The organism is Psychrobacter immobilis, from assembly GCF_904846285.1.
In the GTDB taxonomy this organism is placed as follows: domain Bacteria; phylum Pseudomonadota; class Gammaproteobacteria; order Pseudomonadales; family Moraxellaceae; genus Psychrobacter; species Psychrobacter immobilis_D.
This window is the reverse complement of the sequence record NZ_CAJHAD010000001.1, coordinates 163,265-182,521: the sequence shown is the minus strand read 5'-3', so window position 1 is coordinate 182,521 and position 19,257 is coordinate 163,265. Positions and strand designations below refer to the sequence as shown.

Below are 19,257 nucleotides of genomic sequence, written 5' to 3'. Positions count from 1 at the left end.
AGAGGCTTTAAAGTCAGTAAAAACCTTAACGCTTATCAAACATTAAAGCCTATGAAACCGCTAAAGCAGATGCAAACGGAAAATCTTAATAAATCTAAAAACTCTGCTACTAGCTTTGTAGCCGCTATTACAGATTATTTACAGCGCGATGATACCTTGCCGTTGCCGCAGCTGCGCAGATTAGGTTTAATATATAGTAGCTACCGTTTTGTTGTCAGCCTGTTTTCTATGCTGATGGTCTATATCACAGCTCGTGCTAGCGATGGCACCTCATTACCAAGCTTTTTACAGCAAACTGCGCTCAGCTTTTATGTATTATTAAGTTTAATTCTGCTTGGTTTATTTTATGTGGTGACCAAGCATTTACGGCGACAGCTGGCTTTTGGCTTAGTGGTAGATGTCATTATTTTAAGCTTACTGCTTTATACTGCTGGTGCGCCTGATTTGCAGTTGACCATGCTATATATGGTGGTGGTTGCCGCCAGCTTTATGCTCCTGCATAGCTCGCAAGCGCTCATTATTACCTTACTTGCAATTATCTTTGTTATCTATCAGCAGTTTTTTTATGCTATCGCTAATAGCATGAATTTGACAAATTTAGGCGATGCTCTACTCATGTCTGCCAGCTTTTTGGCAGTGGGTGGTTTAAGTTGGACAATCTCGCAGCGCTTGGTACAGGTTGAGAAAGTAGCCGCCAGCCACGCCAAAGAAGTCGAACGCCTTAACGTGATTAATCAAGAAGTCATTGCACAAATGGCCAATGGGGTCATCGTTATTGATGCTAAACAGGTAGTCTTAGCCAACCTTGCGGCCTATCAACTGCTTAGCATTTCAAATTCTTCTCTACAAGCCGTGACAGAGGCTACTAACACAAACGATAGGTTAAACAGCTCGCCAAGCGATATCGCAAATAATGGCTCAAGCAAAGATGATAAAAACCCCTTATCTGACTTTCAGCAGCAGGTACGCGAACAGCACCTACAGCTATTTGATGCCTGTTTATCCGTAGAAACGGGGCAGTCTCGCACTTTTATCTATGAGTTACCAGCCGTTGCCAATGTTTCCGTCGTTGGCAAGCTGCGTGTCGAAATCATCCCGTTAAAAGATGACAGCAAGCTTATCATATTAGAAGATTTACGCCGTGAACAAGCCAGTGCCCAGCAATTAAAACTGGCGTCTTTAGGACAGCTTACCGCCAGCATTGCCCATGAAATAAGAAATCCTTTAGCCGCAATCTCCCAAGCTAGTCAGTTATTAATAGAAGATATTGAAGAAAGCCAAATAACACATGACGATACAAGTGCAACTGAGGAGATGGCTGGCAACCATGAACTTTATAAAATAATATTCATGCAAACAAAACGCGTCAATCGCATTATTGAAGATGTCCTAAAACTATCGCGCCAACAAACCGCCAACCAGCAAATGATTGTCCTTGCTGATTGGATGCCAGTATTTTTAGCTAACTATTTTCAAGGTCACGATGTTTTTTTACACGTCAAGACGCAGCCGACCATCTCATTTGACACTCACCAGTTAGAGCAAATTCTTATTAATTTAATTAACAACGGCTTACGTCATAGTAGCTATGCTCACCCTCATGCTGTTGTGGAAATCGAGATTTATTGTGCTGACAACGATGTTATAATCGACATATTAGATGATGGTACCGGCGTTAATACGGCGGATTTAAGCCACTTATTTAATCCATTTTTTACTACTGATAAAGCTGGCACAGGTTTGGGATTGTATTTATCGCAAGCATTTTGTGAGGCCAACCACGCACGCCTGCTTTATATTCCGGAACATACAAAAACCTGCTTTCGATTGATTGCCCCTGCCATTCATAATGAAGCGGTTGATAACTGAGATAAAGCGCTTGCTGAATAATTACGCATAACTATGAATGCCATAAGCGCTAATATTGACAATTTATAAAACTCGTTAAAGTTATTTTTTAATACCTTGTATTACTTGAAGACAATGAGATGATGTATGACCACAACCGCACTAGTCGTTGATGACGAAATAGATTTATGCCGCTTGATGCAAATCACCTTGACCAAAATGGGCATCAAAAGTGATGTGGCCTATACTTTGTCACAAGCTAAAGCCTATTGGCAAGAAAACGACTATGACTTTTGTTTAACCGATTTAAAACTACCTGATGGTTCAGGGTTAGAGTTGGTTAAGTATATTAGCGCCAGCTCAACGACGCCCATTGCGGTGATTACGGCACACGGCAGTATGGATTTGGCGATTGAGGCGTTAAAGCTAGGCGCTTTTGATTTCGTTAATAAACCGCTTGAGCTGCCGCGTTTGCGTCAATTGGTTGAAAGCGCCCTCAAGGTTATTCACCAAGATAATGCAGCCAAATTGACATCAGAGCGTTCACCTGAGCAGCAGATGCTCGATAGTCGCTTGATCGGCGACTCTGCCGTCATGCACCCGCTAAAAAATACCATTTTAAAGTTAGCGCGCTCACAAGCGCCGGTTTTTTTATCGGGTGCATCAGGAACAGGCAAAGAAGTGGTTGCGCGCTTGATTCATGATTTGAGCCCGCGCCGAGATGGCAGCTTTGTGCCGGTCAACTGCGGAGCGATTCCGTCTGAGCTGATGGAGTCGGAATTCTTTGGTCATAAGAAAGGTAGCTTTACGGGCGCTGTCGCCGATAAACAAGGGCTTTTTCAACAAGCCAATGGCGGCACGCTATTTTTGGATGAGGTTGCAGACTTGCCATTGGCGATGCAGGTCAAATTACTGCGTGCTATTCAAGAAAAAACCGTACGAGCAATTGGTGATACTAAAGAACTACCGGTCGATATTCGCATCTTGTCGGCAACCCATAAGGACTTGAATCAGCTGGTTCAAGCGGGCAATTTTCGCCAAGATTTGTATTACCGCATCAATGTCATTGAGCTTAAACTACCAACGCTAAACGCGCGGCGTGATGATATTCCTGTATTAGCCAAGCATTTTTTGATACTCATCGCCGATGAATGGCAATTGGATTCGCCGCCTTTACTGACTGAGGCTGCTTGCGCGCGCCTGCAACATCATGACTTTGCCGGTAATGTTCGCGAGTTGCGTAACGTCCTTGAGCGCGCGATAACCTTAGCAGAAACGTCGACTATTGATGCCAGTCATTTAGGTCTACCTGATTTAGATAGTCATGAAGAAATGGTAACCTCTGCCAGTCAAAATATTAGCACTAATAAAGCGACATTCTCGAACGCTTCTTTTTCAAATCAAAATGAAAGCACAGTAGCGGAATCAATAAAAGATAATTCAATAAAAAGCTACGTAGAGACAGACAGCACGCAACAAACAAAAGCCAATATACATCCTTATCGAACCACGACTCAGCATTATCCTTCAATGAATACAAGCCCAGCGAGCAAGCGCTCAGTAGAAAATGCTGCAAAACTTGCTGATGCTGATAGCTCGATGGTTAGTAATTTAGAGGATGCGTTAGGCAATAAAGCTGATGAGCAAGAAAGTGTAATTAAGCCAGTCGATACAGAAAATATGACCACTGGTCAATTACCCGCTCAAGGATTAGAGCATTATCTGCAAGAGCAGGAAAGACGGCTTATTATTACAGCTCTTAAGCAAACAGGTTGGAATAAAACTCAAGCTGCTGAATTATTAGGTACGACTTTCCGTTCGTTACGCTATCGCATGAGCAAGCTAGAGATTGCTGAAGATCAATCTGAAACATAAATATAGAGTAGGTTAAAGCTCAGGCTTAATTTAAACTCTACTGCAATCAAAGTTTATCTTTGGCAGTTGGTTTTTCAATCACATGATCGATGACCGTATTGTTTTGAGTGACTTTCTTTTTGATAGCTTTGTTCTTAATAGCTTCGTTCTTAATAGACTTATCTTGCTTAGCATCGCTTTCTGTTTGTGCCTTACGCACAAAGCGAATACCCGACGGCAGTGCCTGCTGCCTGAGTAAATCAAGCGCCTGTTGCTCCCATGTACTCTGATTACCCAATAAAGTCACATCAGGCGCTACCCCAACTCCATCTATTTTTTTACCTAGCGCGGTCATATAATTGGCAACCGTCAGTTTGACCGCTTGCTCGTCATTGAGCGGTATGACTGACTGTACTGAGCCCTTGCCGTAACTGACTTCGCCCAAGATAGTAGCGCGCTTTTGCGCTTGCAAGCTGCTGGCTAATACCTCGGCAGCGGATGCTGAATATCGATTTTGCAAAACTACCACGGGCAACGCTTCTAATAATGCTGCGCCTTGCGTCGATAGCGTGCGCGAATCACTTTGGCGACCCTTTACTTGTACCACATCGGTATCGGTCATAAACAAACTGGCAACGCTTACAGCCGACGCCAATACGCCACCTGGATTATCACGCATATCTAATAATACTCCAGTGATAGGCGCATCTAATTCAATCAAACTTTGCAGTAATTTCTCGCGGCTATTGTTTTGAAAGGCGGGCAATCTAATAATCGCCATACCATCAACTAGCCGAGTTTCAATAATTTGCGGATGATTGTTATTGCGCTGTAAAGTCGTGCTATGTTTACGGCGACCTGCTTTTGATGTCACTACATCTACTTGCGTGCCAGCAATCCCCGTCAGGAGTTGCTCGATATCATTACTTTCTTCCTCTTCACCAAGCTTAAACTCATCCACTTGATGCAAATAATCCCCAACGGCAATGCCCTTTTTATCAGCAGGTGAACCATCAATCACCTCCGTAATGACCCAATAACCTTCTTTTGGCTGATACTGAACTTTGATACCGATATCACCGACATCGCCTTCGGTAAAAGCACGTAAGTTTTCGTACGCATCTGCATCCAAAAACTCAGCATGGCTATCGAGCTTGGTCAACATACCACTCATGGCATTGTTAAATAATTCTTCATCCTTTACCGCGTCAACATATTCGCGGCGCACCAAATCAACGACGGCAACAAAGGTTTTTAGGGTTTCAGGAGAAATGGCATTTAATGACACCTGAGCAACTTCTGCTGGAATGTCTGTATTTATAACATTGGATTCACCATTTAAAGCACTTTCATCAGCCACGGCATCTATTGAGTCATCGACTTGGTCCGCAGATTCCAACATATCTGCAATATCTGATAAATCGTCCTCGCCATTATTTAAGGGCACATCATCGGCATTTAGACTGATTAGCTTCACACTTGCAGTAGGGTTTTTGCCATTATTGTCGATTCTGCCTTTATTATTGCTAGCCGCCTGCGCAGATATATTGATCACGCTTAAACCCAGTAAGCTTGTAATAAGCACTGGCTTTAATACATGAGAAGTAATAAATTTAAAGCTGAAAGATTGAGAATTGATAAATTGGGAACTTATCGATGATGTCATCACTGGATTTTTCAATTTTCTAACCCTCAATAAAGATAAAGTGCTAGTTGGACGCATAAAAGCAATCACTCCAAAAAATTGGTTCAATTTTTGTTTTTATAACTTTTTAGATTTATAACGTTATTATATGGGTGTTTATGATTATAAGGTTATTAATGAATAATATCTTCTAAAATAACATCAGGCTGCTATCTACAACTAGGATAGTCTTGCAAGTAACTTATGCGAAATGTATCGGGCAAAAGGTATAAGAAACAATGTATCGAAAACAAGATAACAAAAACTATAAAAATAGACGTAAAAAAGGGAAAGATAATCAATATCTTCCCCTTTTTATCATGCTTAGCGGTAATATTACGCTGTAAAAGCATCGACCTTAAGCATTAATACTATATGAGCGTATTATGATGCTGGAACCAATAGATTTTCACCAGTCATCTCAGTTGGTTGCTCAATATTCATCAACGCCAAAATAGTTGGCGCAATATCACTGAGCTTACCGCCGCTACGTACTTCTAGTTTTTTCTCACCGATATAAATCAGTGGCACGTGTTCAGTAGTGTGTTGAGTATGTACCTGCCCGCTTTCATAATCTTGCATCTGCTCACAGTTACCATGGTCAGCGGTGATAAGCATATCACCGCCAGCGGCACGCACTGCTGCCTCAACGCGACCAACGCATACATCCAACGCCTCTACTGCTTTAACCGCCGCATCAAAGATACCTGTATGCCCAACCATATCACCATTGGCATAGTTGACTACTAATACATCATATTTACCTGACTCAATGGCAGCAACCAACTCATCCGTCACTTCAGGGGCACTCATTTCTGGCTTTAGATCATAAGTCGCGACATCGGGAGATGGGATTAAAATCCGTGTCTCACCTTTATACTCTTCTTCACGGCCACCACTAAAGAAAAACGTCACATGCGCATATTTTTCAGTTTCGGCGATACGTAGCTGGGTTTTACCTTTATCCTGCAAATACTCCCCAAGCGTATTGGTCAACGAGGTTGGATAATAAGCAATGCTGGTTTTTGGATTGTTTGCTAGAACGTCAGAGTATTTGGTCAACATTACAAAAGCGGCAAGCTTTGGCTGTTTATGACGAGCAAAACCCGAAAATTCATGATCTGGTAGCACAAAGGCTTGCGCAAGCTCACGGGCACGGTCGGCACGGAAGTTCATAAAAATAAGCGCATCATTATCATCGACGGTATATGGTACTTCATCGCGGCCAATGACAATCGTTGGATTGATAAACTCATCGGTTTCGCGCGCTTTGTAAGCAGCTTGTACCGCACCATCTGCACGCGTCGCTAAGCGATCGGCTTTACCTTCAGTGATAAGCTCATAAGCTTTTTGCACGCGATCCCAGCGATTGTCACGATCCATCGCATAGTAGCGCCCGATAATACTGGCAATTTGGACGCGACCACCTTCGTAATGGGCGTTGAGTTTCCCAATATGCTCCCGTAAGCGATTGATATACTTATCAGCAGACTTTGGCGGCGTATCACGGCCGTCTAAGAAGCAGTGAACAAAAACATTTTTGGCACCGTGCACCAATGCTGAATGACACATCGCTTCGATATGGTCTTGATTAGAATGAACGCCACCATCTGATAGAAGCCCCATAATATGCACGTTACCGCCAAGCTCGTTTGCCGCTTTCACCGCATTTACCAAGGCTTCGTTTTTATAAAACTCGCGATTGGCCACTTCACTTGAGATACGGGTTGAATCTTGATAAAGAACGCGACCCGCGCCCAAATTCATATGCCCAACCTCTGAATTACCAAACTGACCATCCGGCAGACCAACATCTTCTCCTGAAGCAGATATTAACCCATGCGGATATTGCTGATAGATCTTATCCAAATTTGGCATATTAGCGGCAGCAATCGCATTATCCTTGTCATCTTCACGGTGCCCAAAACCATCTAATATCATTAAGACATGCGGCACTTTTTTATTTTGCTCGCTATTGTGTTTATTATTGAGCTGGGCCTGACTATCGTCGATAAATTCTGATTGTGGCTGGTTATGGGTCATGGATTACCGCTCCTCAAGTGAATGAACGCTTATAATGCTATATTAGGGTGTTTAAAGCCCTCTATATTACCACACATCTCCAAATAGCTGAAAAATCGCCCCTTTAAGCCCGTCATTAAGGGCTTTAAGCACCTTTATCTGATAGAAAATGCGCTTAAAACTCAACATCAATAATGCTAATAACTACACCTACGTAGTAATCTGTAAATCGTACTTGCAATCATTCAAACCATTGGTTAAGATAATTATATTCTGAAGTGTTGGCTAGTAGATGTTTATTCCCTGAGCCGATAATGCTTTACCAGGATGTGGTACCTATTGCTTCATTGTGTATGCCTGCACCGCTTGCGGTGTCTCAGGAAACCTGCAGAGGCAGTGACGCATCCGCCCTGAACTTCACGGTTCATGGGTCACCATCTTACGGCGGCACTTCGGTTGTTTCATTCAGTTATTAGCTATTCTGTTTATAAGCCTTAACTTTATAAAAATAGTATTTAACGATCAAAAGCCCCTTTCGTCATTGACGAAAGGGGCTTTTCTTATGTTTGATTATCTACTTACTTATTGATAAATCAATTATTCATCATTGGCAGACTTGGTGATTTTTTTCACATCTTTCGGAATGGTTTTTGCGGTACCATCAACGGTGGTATGCTGTTTAAACACATCGCCGAATGGGTTTTGCTGTTGCTGACCAAATGGGTTCTGGTTATTCATACCACCTGCGCCACCAAACGGGTTTTGACCGCCCATGCCGCCAAATGGATTTTGTCCGCCGCCCATTTGTCCACCCATCTGCTTAGCCATCATTTCCATCATTTTCTGCTGATTATTCATGACATAATTATTGGCAAAGTCTTTGAGCTTTTTCTGCACTGGCGGCAATATCACAAGCAATGCTAATAAATCACTCAATACACCCGGAATGAGCAGCAAAATACCAGCAGCTGCCATGGCGACACTTTTAATCATGGTTGATTCTTGTGGACGCATCGCAGGATTCATCATGCCGCCCGCCTTCATCTGCTGTGCCATTGGATTAAGTGCTGCCATCCCTTTACGCATGAGAGATATACCGATAACTGCGGCGATGATAAACCACATAAACACCCACCAACCGCTCATAAATTGAGCAAGCAAATACCACAGTAGCATCTCGATAATAAACCAAACGATGGCAATACCAACTATCTGACCCATAAAGTGTCGTCCTATAAGATAAAATCTAAAAAATTAAGCGCCATGCAAATTAAAATGGCTAACATATGATGTATATGGGGATTGATTGCTATACTATCAAACTTAAGGCTGATTTTTAAGCCATAAAACAAAATGTAAGCAAGACGGAATACTATGGCAATTATTATCGGGATTGATCCGGGTTCGCGCATGACCGGTTATGGCATTGTTCAACAAACGGGTGACAAACTGACGTATATAGACGCAGGTACTATTCGTACGGATACCAAAGAGATGCCTGAGCGCCTAAAACGTATTTTTAATGGCTTAACGCGTATTACGCAGCATCATTTAAAATATGCCGACGAGCCCATTTATACCGCGATTGAGCAAGTGTTTATGGCAGAAAATCCGGACTCAGCGCTTAAACTTGGGCAAGCACGTGGTGCAGCCATTGCTGCCATGGTCGCCTTGGATTTGGAAGTATCAGAATATACGGCACGCCAAATCAAACAAGCCGTTTGCGGCTATGGTGCAGCGGCAAAAGAGCAAGTGCAAGAAATGGTCTGCCGCATCTTGTCTTTAGATGTCGTGCCACAACAAGACGCCGCTGATGGTCTTGCCTGCGCCATTTGTCACGCGCACTCAAGTCACTCCATGAACAAGATTCTGCTCAATAGCTCAATGCGCGGACGTGGTGGCTCTAAGAAAAAAGGTCGCTGGCGTTTGACAGAAGAAGACTTAGGCAATTTGCGTTAAAGCAATTAGGTAATTTTCGTTAACGCAGTTAGGCAAGCCACCATAAAAAAACACGCGTCCAAACGGCGCGTGTTTTTTGTTTACGACATTTGAGCTATTTAGGCTATCTTTTTCCTATGGTCGATTCGCTTTAAAAAGAAGGCAGTGCTGCTGAGATAAATTTTTCAAAGCCTCTGGAGTGCGAAGCGCACAGCAAGCTAGGAAAATTTATCTCAGCAGAACGTTATATTAAAAGTATCTCTTTTATACTAAGCTGACTATATAATAAAAAACACCTAATTCACCTACTCTACTACAGCACTCTCAATCACCGCATCCAACACATAAGCATACTCTTCGTCTTCTGCGCTTTCGTTATAGTCTAACTGATAACGCTGGAGACGTAATACTTCGTCATGCATGCCATCGTGCTGATAACCATCAATTTCACCGGTAAATGCCGACCATTTCCCTTCACTCACTTTAATACCTTGATCATCATAAGTAATGGGTTTCACTTGTAAACACATCTCTGAGCTATTTTCGGCGCAGGCTATTTTCTTAGCATTTACTGCCCAAAATACCGTTTCACCCTTACTATTATATTTGGCCTGTGAGGTAAGTTTTCCTTCCCAAACTAACGTCGTTGCATCGATAGTGACTTGGGTCAATATCGGTTTAGGACTTTGAGAATTAGCATCTTTAGCATTATTATCTTTAGAATTGTCATCTTTAGCGGTTTGCTCGTTAGGATTTTCTTTTGTAGCACTATTATCTACCACTAACGTTAATTGGCTCTTACCCTGCATCATCTGACTTAAATCATTTTCTGCTTTATCAAGTTCACCACATGACATTTTGGTACTCATACCGTCTTCGATAGTTAACGTATGACCTTGCAACTCATAACCTGCGCTCATGGTATTGCAGCCAACACTATAGCTTAAGGTGTTCTCGCCTTGGTATTGGCTAAAAGATAAGCGCACTTGGTCTTTAATATCTAACAGCCTATTTAATGGCTGGGCGCCTTTATCGGTTGCCAATATCAGTGTCCAGCGATAACGAGAAAGACTGGCTATCATTTGTTCTTCAGCGCTCATCTCATCTGCCTTAGACTCAGCGTTTATAGTAGCATCGATAGTAACCGTATTACCATCCGCTGCGCCCGTAGTCGTATTAACGCTTTCTTGTAGGTCATTTTCATTGGGCACAGAAGCATCTTGACAGGCGCCTAATGCCAGACTCGCTGCTAAAATACTGGGCAATAAAGCAAACTTCGCTAGTCGCTTGGTAAGCGATAGGGTTGTATAAGATGGTTTTTTATAAGATACAGCTTTAAAAGATGAGGCCATAACAATCATACCTTGTGATTAAACTTTTTCCATAATCAATTTTTCACCATACAAATTTTCTATAATACAGACAGCGGTCGTATCTATAAGTGAGCGTATCTATTTTTGTAAAGTGTTCATAATTTGACCACTATAGCGCTGATGATAGGTATAATTGTAACGAAGTGTTTAATTTTATATATCGATAGTAACGCTTCTTGTTAATTTTTCTGATTTAATTACTGGATTAAAAAAGCCCTGAGTAGCTAATAATACTCTTAGCTACTCAGGGCTTTTGCATGCATATAATGCTAAATGTATAAAAAAATTCTATATTCACTCACTTTCATGAGCAGGTTTGGCTTTTGCCATGTTTTTAATGCTAAAACGCTCATTCATCATCTGATAAAAACGCGCCAGATTATCCCCTTGCTCATTCGGGTTAACCTTAAGTATTTTGCCAAAATCTAAACCTAAATACAGCACAATATCAGCGAAACTTAACTGATCACCAACTAAGTAATCATGACCATTTAAGGCGTTTTCGAAATAAGGCAATGCTTTAAGCGCGCGGGCGATAGATGGCGCAACAAACTCTGGCACTTGTTCAACCCGCTGTGCTTTAGAGGGATGACTGTGCTGAAATGCGAGCATAAAATTATACAGCACCTCAAACTCAGCAATACGGCGCATAGAACATACTTGCGCACGCTGTACCACATCATTACCCATTACCGAGCGCTCGCCATAGACACGGTCAAGATACTCGCACACGGCTTGCGAATCATTAAGCACCGTACCATCATCTAATGTTAAAACTGGTACGGTCTGCATCGGATTTATTTTGGTAAATGCCTCGGACATCTGCTCATTAGTAGCAAAGTCAATATCGACCAAATCGAGGTCATCCATATCATCAACATTAATTCCTTTTGATGCCAGTAAGATAAGCGCTTTACGTGGATTGGGCGCGGTACGGGTGACGTATAATTTTTTCATAGCAAACTCCTTGTAAGATGATCCAAAAGCGACTTAACGCAGCTAGGCTTTATTGTGATTATTGTAGGATAGCGCATCTCTAAGGTGCTCAAAGCGCTATACAACCGTTATAGCCTACTCAGTTTATCATAGCAAAACCTTAGCGCTAATAAAAAGCTGAAACATAAAAAAAGCCCCATAACATTAAGTTATAGGGCTTGTATTTATTAATCCATTACAACTATCAGTACGCTTAATTTATTTGTTAGGCGCAGGAGTAGTACGTAAATAAGGCTTAATTTCGGTATGACCTTTAGGATAATTTGCTGCGATATCTTCGTTTTTCACGCTTGGTGGAATGATCACGTCGTCACCATCTTTCCAATCAACAGGGGTTGCAACATTATACTCATCGGACAACTGCATCGCATCGATAACACGAACAATCTCATCAAAGTTACGACCACAGCTGGCTGGATAAGTCAGCGTTAAGCGGACTTTTTTCTTAGGATCAATAATAAACACACTTCTGACCGTCGCTGTATTATCAGCATTTGGGTGAATCATGTCATAAAGATCCGCAATTTTGCGATCAGCGTCAGCGATAATAGGGAAATTAACAGCTGTACCCTGAGTTTCTTCGATGTCACTTACCCACCCTTTATGATCTTCTAAACCATCAACTGATAAGGCGATTGGTTTAACATTGCGCTTTTGGAACTCACCACCTAATGCTGCCGTACGACCAAGCTCAGTGGTACATACTGGCGTATAATCTGCAGGATGTGAGAAAAATACTACCCAACTATCCCCTGCCCAATCATAAAAATTAATATCCCCATCAGTAGTGATTGCATCAAAATTTGGTGCGGTATCACCCAAACGTAAATGTGCCATACTTAATTCCTTATTTATATTAGTGATGAGCGTTAGTATTTATTAATACCTAAAGGTATCTATGCGCTCTATTGTTATAAGCTTACCTAGTTATAAACGTGCTCAGTTAATACTACACAATAACTCAAAGCACGTCAGCAAAAACGCTATCCTATCTTAGCAAACTGGTTATGAATGTCTTGTGAGGGATTGTAATGCGCTTATGCCATTTATTACTAAGTGCATAAGTTTACAGTTAAGAGAGTAACTAAATTACCATTCCTGCGTCCCACAAACAAAACTCGCCAAACTTACCTTTTTTACTGGTACCACCAGCGGCACGTCCCGCATCTGTTAATACAAGCTCACCCTCTTGCTCTTGTACATAACCAGCGGCTAGCAATTTGTCATTTAACTCTTGGGTTTTAAAGCCAAGCTCTTTAGCAAGCTTTGCGGTTGTCAACTTTGAGTAATTAGGCGCCGCCATTTCTGCAGTAGGCTTAATCGCTACATTAATATCAGCATTGGCGTTAATATTGGTATTATTAGAAGTGGCTTTATCGTCAGCCGCACCTTCAGATCCAGTCACCTTTTCAAGCGACATGCGCACTTCATCACTAATACGAATGATACGTTGGGCTTCCTCATAAGTATCGGCATAAAGTTTGGCATCTTCATTACGGTAAATGAGCACACCCATTTCATTATTATTCACCTGACTAAACTCATAAAGATTCAAACTGGTAATAATGCACTCATTTTCATTTAAATAACATTTCGCATGGAGATTTTTACAAAAGCTGGTACGAATAAAAGTCAGATTTTTGAGCCAGTTGATTTCTTCAGGTTGTAAATCATTCTTACCATAAACGATACGAATATCAATTTTTAAGCGATTCCGATCTTCTAACAGCTCTTTAATACGATCATTTAGTTTGAGATAAGGGCTAATAATAATCAGCCTATCAGACGCATTTTTAATCAACTCTTCTAAATGATAGGTTGTACCGCTACTGTTCAAAAACTTTGCCATGATTGCACCCTTAAACCTTACGATTAAAATTTATATTTATTCAAAAAAAAGCCCATCCCTAGCGTACTAGAAATGGGCAAGCTTGCAAACCACTATTGTTCAGCAATAGCTTAAATAAATATTAGCGGTGCTAACCTTTATCAATTAAGCGGGTTTATAGCTATCACGTAGGCTAACAACTTGGTTAAAGACGGGCTTATCACTGCTATGATCTTCACTATCAGAGATAAAGTAACCTTCACGCTCAAACTGGAAACGCGTGCCAGCGTCGGCATTGGCAAGTGATGGCTCAACCACCGCTTGCAGCTCAATCAATGAGTTAGGATTTAGTGCTTGATGCACGTCAGCGACGCTACTTGGGTCTTCAGCACTAAATAACTGCTCATACATACGCACAGTAGCGGGGACGCCTTGGGTGGCTGATACCCAATGAATAACGCCTTTAACCTTGCGACCTTCAGGATTATTACCTAGTGTTGCAGAATCAATCGTCGCTTTTAGCTCAACCACATTACCAGCGTCATCTAAGATATGCTCAGTCACTGCCAATACATAAGTATTACGCAGGCGAATCTCATTCTTTTCTGGTGATAAACGCTTATAACCTGCTGGCGGCTCAATCTCGTAATCGCCTTGGTCGATATACAAAGTCTCAGTGAAAGGAATCTCGCGCTCGCCCATATCGACATTCGGATGGTTTGGCTGGGTTAACCATAGCGTTTGCGACTCATCGTCAAAACGCGCATTAACGCTATCCGCTTTTTCAGTTTCCCAACTGCTGACCGCTTCGGCAAAGTTAGTAATCGTCACTTTTAATGGCTTGAGCACGGCCATACCACGCGCAGTCGTCGTCTCTAATGACTGACGAATACTAAACTCTAATAAGCGAAAATCAACGACGCTGTCTACTTTGGTTACACCCACACGCTCACAGAAGTCGCGTAAGCCTTCTGGCGTATAACCACGGCGACGCATGCCAGCAATCGTTGGCATACGTGGATCATCCCAACCGCTGACGATATTTTCATCGACCAACTGCTTCAGCTTACGCTTACTGGTCATGGTATGGTCGACATTTAGTCGGCTAAACTCGTACTGGTGCGGCGGTACGTCAAAGCCAATCTTATCAACCGCCCAATCATAAAATGGACGATGGTCTTCAAACTCTAGCGTACATAGTGAATGAGTAATACCTTCGAGCGCATCAGAGAGCGGATGGGCAAAATCATACATCGGATAAATGCACCATTTATCACCGGTTTGATGATGGGCTTGATGCATGACGCGGTAGATAACGGGGTCACGCATGTTCATGTTTGGGCTTGCCATATCTATCTTGGCGCGCAAAACCGCTTTACCTTCCGCAAACTTGCCATTTTTCATATCATCAAAAAGTTGCAGATTTTCTTCGACACTGGCATCACGATGTGGTGACGGCGTGCCTGCTTCGTTAAATGAGCCACGGTTTTCTTTAATCTGCTCAGGCGACTGCAAGTCTACATAGGCATCTCCCTGCTCAATCAACTGTACGGCCCATGCATACAACTGGTCGAAGTAGCCTGACGCATGGTGCGCCTCTCCTGCCCACTCAAAGCCTAGCCATTTCACATCATTCTTAATGTTATCGATGTAGTCTTGCTTTTCTGCGGTTGGATTGGTGTCGTCAAAGCGCAAATTACAAACACCGCCAAACTCTTCAGCCACGCCAAAGTTTAGACAGATGGATTTAACATGACCTAAATGCAAGTAGCCGTTTGGCTCAGGTGGAAAGCGTGTCACAATTTGGGGATATTTTTGCGCCTTGACATCGTCACGAATGATATTACGAATAAAATCGTTTTTTTGTTCGTCTTTTTGTGCATTGTTGCTTGAGTGCTCACTCATCGGGCATTGCTCCTAACGCAAATTGTCAGTTCACACAGCGTGACATCACGCAGCATGGAAAATTCAAACCAAACCATTAAAAACAGGTTATCAAAAATTATAATAAAAAGGTAAAGTTGCGTTATTCTATCAGCTTTTGCAAAGGCATTAACAGCCTGATACATGACACGGGATAAAAAAGCCGTTAGACTAGCCATAACTTTTTAACCACCAACTTTTTAATCACCACTTAACAGCGTCATTTTAGGCGCTGCAATCAAAAAGGAACATCACATGGTAGACATGCCACCAGTAGTAGAATTAGACACCAATATGGGTGCGATCGTTATCGAACTTAATGAAAAAAAAGCGCCAAAAACGGTAGAAAACTTTTTAAACTATGTAAAATCTGGTCATTATGACGGTACGATTTTCCATCGCATCATTGACGGCTTTATGATTCAAGGCGGCGGAATGGACGCTGAGATGAATGAAAAAGCGACTAATGCGCCAGTTGAAAACGAAGCTGATAACGGCTTAAAGAATGACAAAGGTACGATTGCAATGGCGCGTACGCAAGATCCGCATTCAGCAACCAGCCAGTTTTTCATTAACGTTAAAGACAACGATTTCCTAAACCATTCTGGCAAAAACATGCAAGGTTGGGGCTATACGGTATTTGGTAAAGTAACAAGCGGTATGGACGTCATCGAAAAAATGCGCGGCGTACCAACGGGTCGTTTCGGCATGCATGCTGATGTGCCAAAAGAGCCAGTCGTTATCAACTCAGCGACTATTATCACTAAATAACTGTCACTAAATAACTGTTTCTCAGTAATCATTATTCAATAGTTATTACTCAGTAGCGATGAGTCTGTAAAAGCTTATGAGTCGTTACTGTTTAAAGTTACGAGGATAAGGATAAATGCAAAGTTTTGACCATCTAATTACCACCCGCCCTCATGAGGTGCGGCAAGTATTGATTAGCGATTTGCATTTATCACCTGAAGAGCCTGCCTTAGTGCAGGCTTTTTTGGCGCTGCTTGATGATTGCCTTGCCTTGCCGTCACTCAAGCGCTTATTTATCTTAGGCGATTGGTTCGAGGTATGGCTAGGTGATGACGTTTACCTATCGTTATCAGAAGATGAGCGCACAACACATTGGCTCACGCCTCTTATTGTAAAATTAAAAAAGCTGCGTATCGAAGGTTGTGAGATTTTGGTTATGCATGGCAACCGTGATTTTTTGTTGGGTCAGCCATTTTGCAACTTATTCGGTGGTGCGCTAATTTATGAGCCGTATATCTTAACTATTGGACAGCAAAATTATCGCTTAGAACACGGCGATGGATTATGCATTGATGATAAGAAATATCAGTTTTTTCGAAAAATCATGCGTAACCGTTTGACTCAGTGGTATTTGCTTAATAAGTCGTTAGAAAAACGCTTAGCCATTGCCGATAATCTTCGCCAAAAAAGTCAGCAGAATAATGCCAATAAAGCCGCTTATATCATGGATGTCAATGAAAATGCGGTGCTGCAAGCAGTAGCTGATAGCGATGCCTTACTACATGGACATACTCATCGTCCAGATATTCATAAAACCATTCACGGCAAAATACGCTACGTACTTGGTGATTGGCGATTGCTAGATAGCGACAAACGCCAGCCAAAAGTCAGTGCGGTGATTGGCGCGGTGATAGAGGAAGCAGACTCAAACCATATCAAGTTTGATTTATTCGAATTCAAAATACAGGTTTAGTGCATCGCTGTTATCAGAAAAACACTTTTATTAAAAAAGGGTCTACTAAATATTTAATAAACCCTTTTCATATTTGGCGTTTAACCTATCTACTCAAACCCACGGCTGATTAATCCTGCGGCATCAATTTAAAAAAGTGCTGACGATAGTGCTTTAGCTCACGGATAGAATCGCGAATATCATCTAACGCTAAATGACTACCGCCTTTTTCAAAGTTTCTGAGAATATCAGGACGCCAGCGGAAGCACAGCTCTTTAATCGACGACACATCAAGGTTGCGATAATGGAAGAAGCGCTCAAGCTCAGGCATTTGGCGCGCCATAAAGCGGCGATCTTGGCAAATGGAATTGCCGCACATTGGCGACTTGCCACTATCGACCCATTTATTGAGAAACTTAATAGTTTCAGCTTCCGCTTCTGCCAATGTCACGGTACTACGGCGCACACGGTCGACCAGTCCCGACTGCCCATGCTGCTTAGTATTCCAGTCATCCATTTTATTTAACACTTGATCTGATACTTTAATGGCAAATACAGGCCCTTCGGCAAGGACGTTTAAATCTTCATCAGTGACGACGGTGGCTATTTCGATAATTTCATCGTTTAAGGTATCAAGTCCAGTCATTTCTAGGTCAATCCATACCAACCCTTTTTTACCTTGGTTTCTGATTTTAATTTTATTGGGATGGTCGTCGGTACTCATAAAATATCCTATGGTCAATAAATTTTGGAACAACTTGCGAGCAATGTTAGCCAATTAAACTAACTACAAATGGTCGTGCTCAAATCATATATTTTGCGCTTGGTTGGCTATAATGTCTAAAACATTACAAAACCACTATCTGCTAGCGGCGCTTTAGGCTGTATGTTAGCAAATTTTCACGCTACACTTAGCAATATTTTTTTAATAGGTCACAACCCATGGCATTAATCCGGCAACGCAAACTGACTAAACAGCAGATTCGTCGCATTGATAAACAGCAGCTTGACAGTCAAGACAGCATCGATGACAGTTTGATGGATGGCGTGGTCATGGCGCATTATGGTAAGCAGCTAGAAGTACAGGTGACTAGCTTGCCGGCAGTAATTCCCGTGCAGCCGGAGATTGCGCCCGATGATCCTGAGCCGTTTTGGCAGGAGCTGGGGTTAGGTGATATCTGGCGCTGTCATGTGCGTACCAATTTACCGATGCTAGCAGCGGGCGATCAAGTGCGCTGGAGTGCTGACCCTAATACTGGCTTTGGACGTATCGAGTCGGTCAAGCCACGTACTTCTCTGGTTTCGCGTCCTGATCGCTATCATAAGCTCAAACCCGTCGCCGCCAACGTCGATATTTTGGCGATTGTGTTTGCGCCGCTTCCTGCCGCTGCACCGACGCTCATTGACCGCTATTTGGTCGTTTGCCATCATGCCGGTGTCAAGCCGCTATTGGTACTTAATAAAGCCGATCTGCTGGCGCAAGAAAACGGCGTCGATACCAATGAGCTACTCGCACAGTATGCAGCGCTTGGTTATGAGAGTGTGCTCACCTCGGTCGCTTGTCCTGAAAATATTGCTGATAGCGATGAGCAAGAAGGACTAGACGAGTTAAAGCGTTACATCGATAAAAAGCTGGTTATTTTTGCTGGGCAATCAGGTGTCGGTAAAAGCAGTCTCATTAATGCTCTCCTACCCGAATCAGCACAGAGCGTAAATATTATCTCTGAAAACTCAAAACTTGGTCAGCATACCACCACAACCAGTCGCTTATTGCCATTTAATCCAGATGACTTAACCCAAGGCGGTATTGTTGATACCCCTGGTATTCGCGAATATGGCATTTGGCATTTAACCCCTGATGACATCATCTCAGGTTTTGTTGAGCTTGTACCACTGGCAGGTGATTGCCAGTTCCGCGATTGTCGCCATACGCATAACAGCAAAGGCTGCGCCTTATGGCAAGCAGTGGCGGATGGTGAAGTACTACAGCGGCGTGTTGAAAACCTGGTAACGCTACGAGAAGAGGCAGATACTAAGCCTTATTAGCAGAATTAGCAGATGTGTCTAAAGGTTATTGATAAAGTAACGG

Annotated in this window: 15 protein-coding genes and 1 other RNA gene; 7 read left to right on the top strand and 9 right to left on the bottom strand. The window is 42.4% G+C overall.

The features are described 5' to 3' along the window. Positions 1–51 precede the first annotated feature (51 nt). Both JMX13_RS00795 and JMX13_RS00790 read left to right on the top strand, forming a co-directional pair. The gene (locus JMX13_RS00795; protein ID WP_227686156.1) at positions 52–1,869 is read left to right on the top strand and encodes a sensor histidine kinase; all 1,818 of its coding nucleotides are present in this window, start codon (positions 52–54) and stop codon (positions 1,867–1,869) included. Between the two features lie 126 nt (positions 1,870–1,995). After that, complete coding sequence (locus tag JMX13_RS00790; protein WP_201608922.1) at positions 1,996–3,723, top strand: sigma 54-interacting transcriptional regulator; 1,728 nt, start codon at positions 1,996–1,998, stop codon at positions 3,721–3,723. Positions 3,724–3,769: 46 nt separating this feature from the next. Here JMX13_RS00790 and JMX13_RS00785 read toward each other — a convergent pair whose 3' ends face one another. Both JMX13_RS00785 and gpmI read right to left on the bottom strand, forming a co-directional pair. Further along, entirely contained in the window at positions 3,770–5,257 is a 1,488-nt protein-coding gene (locus JMX13_RS00785) for a S41 family peptidase (protein WP_227686155.1), read from the bottom strand. 513 nt (positions 5,258–5,770) lie between these two features. Continuing rightward, on the bottom strand, positions 5,771–7,429 hold the full coding sequence (gene gpmI / locus JMX13_RS00780) for a 2,3-bisphosphoglycerate-independent phosphoglycerate mutase (protein ID WP_201608920.1): 1,659 nt from the start codon (positions 7,427–7,429) through the stop codon (positions 5,771–5,773). A gap of 246 nt (positions 7,430–7,675) precedes the next feature. Between gpmI and ssrS the strand changes: the two genes are divergently transcribed. Beyond that, a non-coding RNA gene (gene ssrS / locus JMX13_RS00775) (6S RNA) lies at positions 7,676–7,871 on the top strand. 134 nt (positions 7,872–8,005) lie between these two features. Here ssrS and JMX13_RS00770 read toward each other — a convergent pair. Beyond that, positions 8,006–8,629: an FxsA family protein gene (locus JMX13_RS00770; RefSeq protein ID WP_201608919.1), complete on the bottom strand. Its 624-nt coding sequence runs from the start codon at positions 8,627–8,629 to the stop codon at positions 8,006–8,008. Between the two features lie 153 nt (positions 8,630–8,782). On the opposite strand from JMX13_RS00770, the gene ruvC reads away from it, so the two are divergent. Next, positions 8,783–9,367, top strand: coding sequence for a crossover junction endodeoxyribonuclease RuvC (ruvC, locus tag JMX13_RS00765; RefSeq protein ID WP_149488967.1), 585 nt, complete (start codon positions 8,783–8,785; stop codon positions 9,365–9,367). A 284-nt stretch (positions 9,368–9,651) separates the two neighbouring features. On the opposite strand, the gene JMX13_RS00760 is transcribed toward ruvC, so the two are convergent. From JMX13_RS00760 to JMX13_RS00740, 5 genes are all read right to left on the bottom strand, one after another. After that, positions 9,652–10,698: an META domain-containing protein gene (locus tag JMX13_RS00760; RefSeq protein ID WP_201608917.1), complete on the bottom strand. Its 1,047-nt coding sequence runs from the start codon at positions 10,696–10,698 to the stop codon at positions 9,652–9,654. Between the two features lie 315 nt (positions 10,699–11,013). Further along, positions 11,014–11,676: a glutathione S-transferase family protein gene (locus tag JMX13_RS00755; protein WP_201546880.1), complete on the bottom strand. Its 663-nt coding sequence runs from the start codon at positions 11,674–11,676 to the stop codon at positions 11,014–11,016. Between the two features lie 237 nt (positions 11,677–11,913). Next, a complete protein-coding gene (locus JMX13_RS00750) occupies positions 11,914–12,552 on the bottom strand; it encodes a peroxiredoxin (protein ID WP_201608915.1) in 639 nt (212 codons plus the stop codon). Positions 12,553–12,799: 247 nt separating this feature from the next. Further along, positions 12,800–13,564, bottom strand: coding sequence for a phospholipase D family protein (locus JMX13_RS00745; RefSeq protein ID WP_201608913.1), 765 nt, complete (start codon positions 13,562–13,564; stop codon positions 12,800–12,802). A 144-nt stretch (positions 13,565–13,708) separates the two neighbouring features. Continuing rightward, on the bottom strand, positions 13,709–15,448 hold the full coding sequence (locus tag JMX13_RS00740) for a glutamine--tRNA ligase/YqeY domain fusion protein (protein ID WP_201608911.1): 1,740 nt from the start codon (positions 15,446–15,448) through the stop codon (positions 13,709–13,711). Between the two features lie 273 nt (positions 15,449–15,721). Here JMX13_RS00740 and JMX13_RS00735 point away from each other — a divergent pair, with 273 nt between their 5' ends. Beyond that, positions 15,722–16,237 (top strand): peptidylprolyl isomerase, encoded by a 516-nt coding sequence (locus JMX13_RS00735; RefSeq protein ID WP_201608910.1) that lies wholly within the window; start codon positions 15,722–15,724, stop codon positions 16,235–16,237. 115 nt (positions 16,238–16,352) lie between these two features. Further along, entirely contained in the window at positions 16,353–17,189 is an 837-nt protein-coding gene (locus tag JMX13_RS00730; RefSeq protein ID WP_201608909.1) for a UDP-2,3-diacylglucosamine diphosphatase, read from the top strand. 109 nt (positions 17,190–17,298) lie between these two features. Here the strand turns inward: JMX13_RS00730 and orn are convergent, their stop codons facing one another. Continuing rightward, positions 17,299–17,892: an oligoribonuclease gene (gene orn, locus JMX13_RS00725; RefSeq protein ID WP_201546899.1), complete on the bottom strand. Its 594-nt coding sequence runs from the start codon at positions 17,890–17,892 to the stop codon at positions 17,299–17,301. Between the two features lie 218 nt (positions 17,893–18,110). On the opposite strand from orn, the gene rsgA reads away from it, so the two are divergent. After that, positions 18,111–19,214, top strand: a complete 1,104-nt coding sequence (rsgA, locus tag JMX13_RS00720) for a ribosome small subunit-dependent GTPase A (protein ID WP_201546909.1) — start codon at positions 18,111–18,113, stop codon at positions 19,212–19,214. Positions 19,215–19,257 lie beyond the last annotated feature (43 nt).

Excerpts from the sequence above, each read along its gene's own strand:
- JMX13_RS00795 (WP_227686156.1), top strand. The coding sequence starts at position 52 with ATGAAACCGCTAAAGCAGATGCAAACGGAAAATCTTAATAAATCTAAA.
- JMX13_RS00790 (WP_201608922.1), top strand. The coding sequence starts at position 1,996 with ATGACCACAACCGCACTAGTCGTTGATGACGAAATAGATTTATGCCGC.
- gpmI (WP_201608920.1), bottom strand. The coding sequence starts at position 7,429 with ATGACCCATAACCAGCCACAATCAGAATTTATCGACGATAGTCAGGCC.
- JMX13_RS00770 (WP_201608919.1), bottom strand. The coding sequence starts at position 8,629 with ATGGGTCAGATAGTTGGTATTGCCATCGTTTGGTTTATTATCGAGATG.
- ruvC (WP_149488967.1), top strand. The coding sequence starts at position 8,783 with ATGGCAATTATTATCGGGATTGATCCGGGTTCGCGCATGACCGGTTAT.
- JMX13_RS00760 (WP_201608917.1), bottom strand. The coding sequence starts at position 10,698 with ATGGCCTCATCTTTTAAAGCTGTATCTTATAAAAAACCATCTTATACA.
- JMX13_RS00755 (WP_201546880.1), bottom strand. The coding sequence starts at position 11,676 with ATGAAAAAATTATACGTCACCCGTACCGCGCCCAATCCACGTAAAGCG.
- JMX13_RS00750 (WP_201608915.1), bottom strand. The coding sequence starts at position 12,552 with ATGGCACATTTACGTTTGGGTGATACCGCACCAAATTTTGATGCAATC.
- JMX13_RS00745 (WP_201608913.1), bottom strand. The coding sequence starts at position 13,564 with ATGGCAAAGTTTTTGAACAGTAGCGGTACAACCTATCATTTAGAAGAG.
- JMX13_RS00740 (WP_201608911.1), bottom strand. The coding sequence starts at position 15,448 with ATGAGTGAGCACTCAAGCAACAATGCACAAAAAGACGAACAAAAAAAC.
- JMX13_RS00735 (WP_201608910.1), top strand. The coding sequence starts at position 15,722 with ATGGTAGACATGCCACCAGTAGTAGAATTAGACACCAATATGGGTGCG.
- JMX13_RS00730 (WP_201608909.1), top strand. The coding sequence starts at position 16,353 with ATGCAAAGTTTTGACCATCTAATTACCACCCGCCCTCATGAGGTGCGG.
- orn (WP_201546899.1), bottom strand. The coding sequence starts at position 17,892 with ATGAGTACCGACGACCATCCCAATAAAATTAAAATCAGAAACCAAGGT.
- rsgA (WP_201546909.1), top strand. The coding sequence starts at position 18,111 with ATGGCATTAATCCGGCAACGCAAACTGACTAAACAGCAGATTCGTCGC.